The 7,390-nt window shown below is 71.1% G+C and carries 6 protein-coding genes and 1 pseudogene; 3 read left to right on the top strand and 4 right to left on the bottom strand.

What is annotated here, in order from left to right; translation table 11 throughout:
• Positions 1-222: 222 nt before the first annotated feature.
• The 3 genes from ACFXGX_RS18040 to ACFXGX_RS18030 all read right to left on the bottom strand — a co-directional run bounded on the left by ACFXGX_RS18040 (position 223) and on the right by ACFXGX_RS18030 (position 2,399).
• Positions 223-903, bottom strand: a complete 681-nt coding sequence (locus ACFXGX_RS18040) for a nucleotidyl transferase AbiEii/AbiGii toxin family protein (RefSeq protein ID WP_384791636.1) — start codon at positions 901-903, stop codon at positions 223-225.
• Positions 900-1,247: a hypothetical protein gene (locus tag ACFXGX_RS18035; protein ID WP_384791633.1), complete on the bottom strand. Its 348-nt coding sequence runs from the start codon at positions 1,245-1,247 to the stop codon at positions 900-902. The genes ACFXGX_RS18040 and ACFXGX_RS18035 overlap by 4 nt, the downstream gene beginning before the upstream one ends.
• Before the next feature lie 525 nt (positions 1,248-1,772).
• On the bottom strand, positions 1,773-2,399 hold the full coding sequence (locus ACFXGX_RS18030) for a hypothetical protein (protein ID WP_384791630.1): 627 nt from the start codon (positions 2,397-2,399) through the stop codon (positions 1,773-1,775).
• A 438-nt stretch (positions 2,400-2,837) separates the two neighbouring features.
• On the opposite strand from ACFXGX_RS18030, the gene ACFXGX_RS18025 reads away from it, so the two are divergent.
• From ACFXGX_RS18025 to ACFXGX_RS18015, 3 genes are all read left to right on the top strand, one after another.
• Positions 2,838-3,746: a hypothetical protein gene (locus ACFXGX_RS18025; RefSeq protein WP_384791627.1), complete on the top strand. Its 909-nt coding sequence runs from the start codon at positions 2,838-2,840 to the stop codon at positions 3,744-3,746.
• Between the two features lie 208 nt (positions 3,747-3,954).
• Entirely contained in the window at positions 3,955-4,719 is a 765-nt protein-coding gene (locus ACFXGX_RS18020) for a YqjF family protein (protein WP_384791624.1), read from the top strand.
• Between the two features lie 115 nt (positions 4,720-4,834).
• The gene (locus ACFXGX_RS18015) at positions 4,835-6,565 is read left to right on the top strand and encodes a RecQ family ATP-dependent DNA helicase (protein WP_384791621.1); all 1,731 of its coding nucleotides are present in this window, start codon (positions 4,835-4,837) and stop codon (positions 6,563-6,565) included.
• Between the two features lie 92 nt (positions 6,566-6,657).
• Here ACFXGX_RS18015 and ACFXGX_RS18010 read toward each other — a convergent pair.
• Positions 6,658-7,390, bottom strand: a pseudogene (locus tag ACFXGX_RS18010) (hypothetical protein); the annotation flags it as partial.

Below are 7,390 nucleotides of genomic sequence, written 5' to 3'. Positions count from 1 at the left end.
TGGTGGTCCAAGGAAAGACGCCCCGCTTCCTGCGGGGAAATGCAGGTGCAAGGCCTGCCCGGCGCTCTGCGAAAGACCCTGTCCCGGTTGTCCGGGGCAGGGTCTTTTTCGATGTCCGGAGCCGGTGTCGGAGCCGGGAGCCGGGAGGATGCGGCGGATTCACGGGTGCCGAAACCTTCGCATTCGACCACTGGGCGACGCTGCTTCGCTCCAAGCGGATCGTCACTGGTCGAAAGGCTCCTGGTAAGGCTCGGCAAGCCGCTGTGCAAGGTCTTCCAGCCATTCCTGGGCCCACTGGCGCAGGTCGGTGATGTGACCGCTGTCCATTCCGTACGCCTCGAACTCGGCGTCACTGACCCACTCAAGGCTTTCCAGGCGGTCGTGGAGTTCGTGCAGGTCGAACTCCTCCGGCCGTCTGGCTGCGAGGTTTTCCAACTGCGGGACGGTGTAGAGGTGGCGGGCGGCGTGCACATCGATGGCGTCGCGTGCGAGACCGCGGTCGCCGAGAGCGCGTACCTTCGTGCCGATGAGATCGTCCAGGTCGAGCACTGGTCCGATGTCCATCACGACGGGAGGGCGCCAGAGCACCTCCTTGAGGAGATCCACCTCGCAGGCGGCCCCCGTGGCCGAGTCGGTGGCGAGGAAACGCGCCTTGAGCGGTGCCACGTCGATGACGGTGATGCGCCAGCCCTGGCCGCTGAGGGACCGGGCGAGCTGGTCGACGATCTCCCTCATGGACGCCGGGTGTTCCGTGGCGAAGTCGAGGTCCTGACTGGGCCGGTGGACGATGCCGTGTGCCTGGACCGCGTAGCCGCCCATCAACGCGAGACCGTAGTGGTGCCCGGCGGTGAGGGCGTCGAGGAGCAGGCGGCGGTGGTGGTCGGGCAAGTCGTGCAGGGTCACGCGGCAGCCGCCGTCTGCAGTTGCGTGAAGCGGTCCTCCCACGCGCTGCGCACACCACGGCCCAGCATCTTGCGCAGGATGGGCCAGTGGGCCACCAGCTGCGCAGCGTTGAGATAGCGGACGTAGTCCTCGTGCATGCCGTTGAGCAGGACGATCCGGTACATCCCCAGCAGAAGCTTCTCGTCACCGAGATCGAAAACCCGCAGTCCGGACCAGGCCAGATGCAGTGGAAGAGCGACGGTCCCCCGGGCGGGACCTATGAGTTCCTTGAGGTCACGGGGCAGCTGCCGCTCGGCCGGAGCCCAGCGCGACGGCGTCGAAGCGCTCGACAGCCCTTCACTCAAAGTTCTCAGCCTTCCGCTCTCCGTAACCGATCTCAAGAGGTCCTCGGAAGAGACAGCCTAGTCTTTCGAAGCGTTCGGGACCTTGGAGTCCATCAGCCGGGGCCGGCTGGAGTGATCGCGGCCGGCCTTGCGCCCGCCCCGTGGTGGGTGTTCACCCGGCCGATCGCCTCCAGCGCTTACGGACCCGTGCTCGCCGAGGAAGACGTGATCGGCACCAAGGTCCGCGCCCCGGCCAGGTTTCCCCAGGTCTGGAGCCCGGAGCACCGCACTGCTACGATTGATCTTGAGCTGAACGGCGGAAGTCGCGCCGGTCGGTGATGCGTTGGTGGTCCAAGGAAAGACGCCCCGCTTCCTGCGGGGAAATGCAGGTGCAAGGCCTGCCCGGCGCTCTGCGAAAGACCCTGTCCCGGTTGTCCGGGACGGGGTCTTTTTCGATGCGGCACGCTCGGACAGGGGCGTGCTCTTGAGAGGTCGCGGGCCTGCGGGCCAGGGGGCCGGGATCAGCGAAGGCCCAGGGCGCGCCGTTCAGTTGCGCGGCGGCAGTACCAAGGCACGGGCAAGCGCATCGCCGACCCGCTCCGAGTGGTCCGGCAGGTGCTCGGTGGCCCAGCGGGTGGCCAGGGCCAGGAAGTCGGCGAGATCCGCCTCCGCTGCTGTCAGCAGGTGACGGAGTTCGGCTGCGGGCACGTCGATCCACTGGCTGGTGTCCGCGCCGGAGTCGACGGTCAAGCGGACCGTGGAGCCGTGGCGTTCGGCGGACGGTGAGGGATCGTGACCAAGCCACGCGGCGCAACCATCGCCGTCGAGGACGTCCTGCCAGTCACCTCGGTCCTCCAGCCCGCTGCAGCAGCCCGGCACCAGACGGGTGCCGGTGACAGTGTCGGTCACCTGCAGCCCGCCCGCCGCGAACAGCGGGTCCATGGTCAGCAGCCCGTGGAGGAAGCCGCCGAGCGGGTCGTCGGGACGCGGTGGACGGTCGTCCCCGGGATCGATGTCATTGCAGGCGGCCAGCGCCATCACCGCGGTACCGATGTCATCCGGCGTGAGCGTTCCGTCGAGCGCCAGGAAGGTGTAGGGCGTGACGTCCGAGATCGGCCACAGGCCGAAGGACTCATGGCTCGGGATCTCAAGGACGGGCCGGACAGTGATCACCCGTGGATCATGCCGCAATCCTCTGCGGGGGCACGACCGTATTCGGTTCCGGCGCCGCGTCCTGAACTGTGCGGCGGCGCGGCCCGGTGCACTGGCCCGGCGAACACCCCGCGCCCATGACCCCGTACCCGGCCGAAGCCCAGCGGCAGGGTGTCGCCATCGGCTCAGCCGCGGAAGTGCCGCCCTCACGGGTGTCCGGCGGTAGGGACGTCGAATGCCGCGACACCGGGGGCGGCAGGCCCCTCCAGGGAAAGCGCCCACCCGGCTCCTCAGACACCAGGACCGACTCCTCAAGCATCAGGACCGGCCCCTCGGGGCCCACCGGGTTCGCGATGACTAGCAGAACACGCCGCCACCACGGATCCTGAGAGGAGGGGAGCGGCGCGCAAGGCCCGGGTTCCTCGGCTCCTCACGCGACAGCAGCCCGATGGGATCCCCATGTCCGATGCAGACGCAGCCTCCCGAGCCGAGCGGCGGATCGCGCTGGTCCGGGACGACGTGGCCGCCCGCCTCGCGCTGGCGCAGGAGTTCTACACGCACTCCTCCGAGCCCCTGCGCCGCTACGGCCACGCCGAGCTGAGCTTTCTGCGCTGGTCCGCCGCACGCGGAGTGCTCGCCCCGGAATCCGGCACGCGCCCGGGCAGCGCATGGTGGCGTTCCGTGAACGAGGGGCTCCTCAGGGACAAGGCGGAGGCGGGCCTGCTGTGCGCCGGTACCCCGGGGGAGGCGAGCGGCAGAAGCGTCGAGTACTGGGTGGACTGCATCCGCAAGCCGTCGCCCGCCGCCTGGTACCGCGCCCACAACGCCAGCATCGTCGCCGGCTACCTGCGCCACGAGGACCTGGCCGCGCCGGAATCGCAGGTGGAGCGGTTCATGATGAACGTCGCCCTGCTCCGCGTCCTGTTCACCCACGCCATGCTCGTACGACCGCGGCTCATGCTGGGACGACTGGCCCCGCTCGGGCCACGGCTCGTCGACCCCCGCTACGGGACCGTGAAGTGGTTCCTCGACCTCGGCCGGTCCTTCCCCTCGGTGTACCCTGTCACGCTGCCCACCGAGGACACCATTCTCGACGAACACCCCCTGGCCCGGATGCTCGACTACGGAGTGATCGCCCCCAGACTGCCGGCGCTGTACGCGCTCGCGGCCGCGACGCTCGAAGAACCCCGCCTGATGACCCTCCTGGACGCAGGCGTGCCCGCGTACGTCTGGACCAGGGCGGAACGCCCGCTCTGGTACGTCGGCAACACAGGCGCCCATCTGCGCCTCATCGCCCGCATGACCGGCGTACACCTGCGGTGGCCGCCCTCCCCGGCCCGCCGCCACAAGATCCCCCTGCACGGCTGAAGCCCGCTCCAGCGGTCACCGCACGGCGCGGGCGAGGCAGGGCGATCCCACCACCACGACCCGGCCGACCCACCGCCACCACCACCACCCGGCCGACCCACCGCCACCGTCACCGCCCGGCCGACCCACCGCCCCCATCACCACCCGGCACCCATCACCACCCGGCCGCCCCACCCGCCTCCCGCATGCGATCCGGCACCCTTGTGGAGTGCACCCCACGCCCATCACGCCCGACGCGCCGGCCGCGGTGCGCAGCCCGCTTTTCACCCAGCGGTGGCTCGACCTCACCTTCATCCACTGGGCCGTCGACCCCGCGGCCGTCGCCCCGCTGCTGCCGCACGGGCTCACCGCGGACACCTACGACGGGCTCACCTACGTCGGCCTCGTCGCCTTCCGGATGGAAAAGGTGGGCTGGCTCAGGCTCCCCGGAGTGCCGTATTTCGGCTCCTTCCCGGAGACCAACGTGCGCCTCTACTCGGTCGACGCGTACGGCCGCCGCGGGGTCGTCTTCCGGTCCATGGACGCGTCGCGGCTCGTGCCGGTGCTCCTGGGACGCCTCGGCTTCCGGCTCCCGTACCTGTGGTCCCGCATGGACGTACGAGCGGACGGCGACACCGTCACGTACAGCAGTTCCCGGCGCCGGCCCACGACCTCCCGGGCGCGGAGCCGCATCGTCGTCAGAGTCGGCCCGCCCGTCCCGGACCCGACAGAGCTGGAGCATTTCCTCACAGCCCGCTGGGGCATGCACAACGCCTTCTCCGGCGGCACCGGCTACCTCGCCAACGACCATCCGCGCTGGCCGCTCCACCGCGCGGAGCTGATCACCTGCGAGGAGAACCTCCTCGCGGCGGCCGGACTCCCGGCCCCCGACGGGCCACCGGTCAGCGTCCTGTACTCACCCGGAGTCCCGGTACGCCTCGGCAGACCCACCGCCCTGACACCCCGGAGCCACGTTCCGCCCAAGGAGTCCTGACCCCGACACACCGACGTCGACCCGAGGCACCACAACTCCTCCCGAGCGGACCGTTCTTCGTCCCTTTCGGGGTACACGAGCGCCGAACTCACCGGAGAGCGGCGTCAGGAGTGCCATGCGTGTCAAGGTCGGATACTTCAGGACCAGGTCACTCAGAAGACGCCTGCGCCGCTGCGCCCGCGAGGTGTTCGGCTGGCAGCGACTGCGCCCCTCCCAGCTCGATGCCATGACAGCCGTGATGCAGGGGCGCGACACCATCGTGGTGATGCCGACGGGTGCCGGGAAGTCCGCCGTGTACCAGGTGCCGGGTGTGCTGCTGAAGGGGCCGACCATCGTGGTCTCGCCCCTGATCGCGCTCCAGCGGGACCAGGTCGCCCATCTCGCCCGCATCGAGGGATCCGATGCCTCGGCCGTCAACTCCGCGCAGCGCGCACGGGACAACGAAGCGGTGTGGGAGCGCGTACGCGAAGGCCGCCTGGACTTTCTGTTCGTCTCGCCCGAGCAGCTCGCCAAGGACGAGGTGGTGGAGCAGATCGCCGCGGCCGCTCCCGCGTTGATGGTGGTCGACGAGGCACACTGCGTGTCCTCGTGGGGATACGACTTCCGGCCCGACTACCTCTCCCTGTGCCATGTCCGCGAACGCATCGGCCGGCCTCCGCTCCTCGCCCTCACCGCCAGCGCGGCGGCCCCCGTGCGGGCCGACATCGTGGAGCGCCTCGGCAGGCGCGCGGCGCACGAGGTGGTCGCGGGGTTCGACCGCCGCAACATCACGCTGGAGGTCGTACGGCACCGGGAGAACACGGGCAAGCGCCGGTGGGTGGTGGAGCGGGCCGCGGCCGAGGCCAAACCGGGCATCGTCTACGCGGGAACGCGGCGGGAGGCGGAGGAGTACGCGCGGGAGCTGTCGGCGCTCGGGTTCGACAGCGCCGCCTATCACGCGGGGCTGGCGGCGGCCGAGCGCTCCCGCACGCACGACCGCTTCCGGGACGGCGGACTCGACGTGGTCGTCGCCACCTCCGCGTTCGGCATGGGCATCGACAAGCCGGACATCCGCTTCGTGCTGCACGCGTCGGTGCCGGGTTCCCTCGACACCTACTACCAGGAGATCGGGCGGGCGGGCCGCGACGGACAACCGTCGACGGCGATCCTGGCGTACCGGCCCGAGGACCTCGGCGTGCAGCGGTTCCGGACGGGCACCGCCCCCGACCCGGAGGTGCTGGGCGGGCTGCTCGACGCGGTGCGCGAGCACCGGGGGCCGGTCACGGCGACCGGTCTGCGCGAACGTACCGGGCTGTCTCCGACCCCGCTGACGTCGATGCTGCACCTGCTGGAGGAGGCCGGAGCCGTGACGACGCAAAAGCGCGGTGCCGTCGGGGCCGTGCCCGGGGCGCGGCGGGACGCCTGCGTCCGCGAGGCGGTGCGGATCGCTTCCGCCCGTGTCGATCTGGAGCGTTCCCGGGTGGAGATGATGCGGGCGTACGCGGAGACGAACGGCTGTCGCCGCAGGCACATGCTCGGATACTTCGGGGAGAGCCTGGCGGAAGGCGACTGCGCGGGCTGCGACACATGCGCCCGGACGAAGGAGCTGAAGGAGGCCCCCCTCCGGACGGACGACATCCTGTCCGGTACGGGTCCTGAGCCGCTCGGACTCGTGGCGGCCGGCGGCGCCTTCCCGCCCGGGACGCGGGTGGGACACAGGACGTGGGGCGAGGGCGAGGTGATGAGCGAGGAGGGGAACAGGATCACCGTCCTGTTCGAGAGCGTGGGCTATCGCACCCTGTCCCTCCCCGCTGTCCAGGCGCGAGGCCTGCTGACGCCGGTGCAGTCGACCGCGACGAGGCACTGACGCACCTCTGCACTGCCGGCCTGCCGATCAGCGGGCCACCGAGAGCGATCCGCTCGATGGCCGGTCCGGCCGCCGCCGGGTGACCGGGTCTGTCAGGAACAGACGTAGCTGAACGTCCCTTTCGCCTCGGGCGACGTGTGCTGGTGCGTGACCCGAAGGCGGGCCGTTCCCCGGAAGCCGCCGGGGCCGCGGACCGTCCAGCGCAGGTGCACGGTGACCCGGCGCTCGCCCCGGCGGGCCATGCGGACCAGCTCGCCGGAGTCGTGGCCGTTGCTGCGCAGCCAGCGGTACGTCACCGGGCCGCCGCGGCCGTCGGTGGTCACGACGCCGACCAGATCGGCGGTCTGTCCGCAGTGCAACTGCCCGGCGGGTGCCCGGACTTCGACGGCGGTGACCGTGGGGGCGGGAGAGGGGCGCAGCAGCAGCCAGAGCAGGACGGCCGCGGCGGCCAGGAAGGCCGTCGTGGCGATCCAGGCCCGCCGTTTGCGGCGGCGGAGGCGGCTGTCGGACGATACGGGTGCGGTACGCCACTGGGCGCGCAGGACGTCCTGGGCCTCCAGGGGGACGCCGGGACCGAAACGCAGGAGGATCTCGCCGGCGTCCTCGTCTTCACCGGTCGGGGCTGGCGTCGTCGCCCCGGCGGGTGCCGCTGCCGGGGGTCCGGCGGGGGTGCGGTTGCGTTTGCCGAGGAGGGTGGCCTGGTCGTCCGGGGCGGCGGAGCGGGGCTGGTGCGGGGCGGAGCGGGAGCCGGTGCGGCCGGGCATGGTGAGCTGCTCGTCCGGCACGGTGTGCCTGGACCCGTCCACTTCCGGGACCACATCCCCG

The sequence above is a fragment of the Streptomyces sp. NPDC059371 genome, from assembly GCF_042751995.1.
In the GTDB taxonomy this organism is placed as follows: Bacteria; Actinomycetota; Actinomycetes; order Streptomycetales; family Streptomycetaceae; genus Streptomyces.
The sequence above is the reverse complement of the archived record's forward strand: the minus strand, read 5'-3'. Positions and strand labels throughout refer to the sequence as shown.

Coding starts and splice junctions, on each gene's coding strand:
- ACFXGX_RS18025 (WP_384791627.1), top strand. CDS start 2,838: ATGTCCGATGCAGACGCAGCCTCCCGAGCCGAGCGGCGGATCGCGCTG.
- ACFXGX_RS18015 (WP_384791621.1), top strand. CDS start 4,835: ATGCGTGTCAAGGTCGGATACTTCAGGACCAGGTCACTCAGAAGACGC.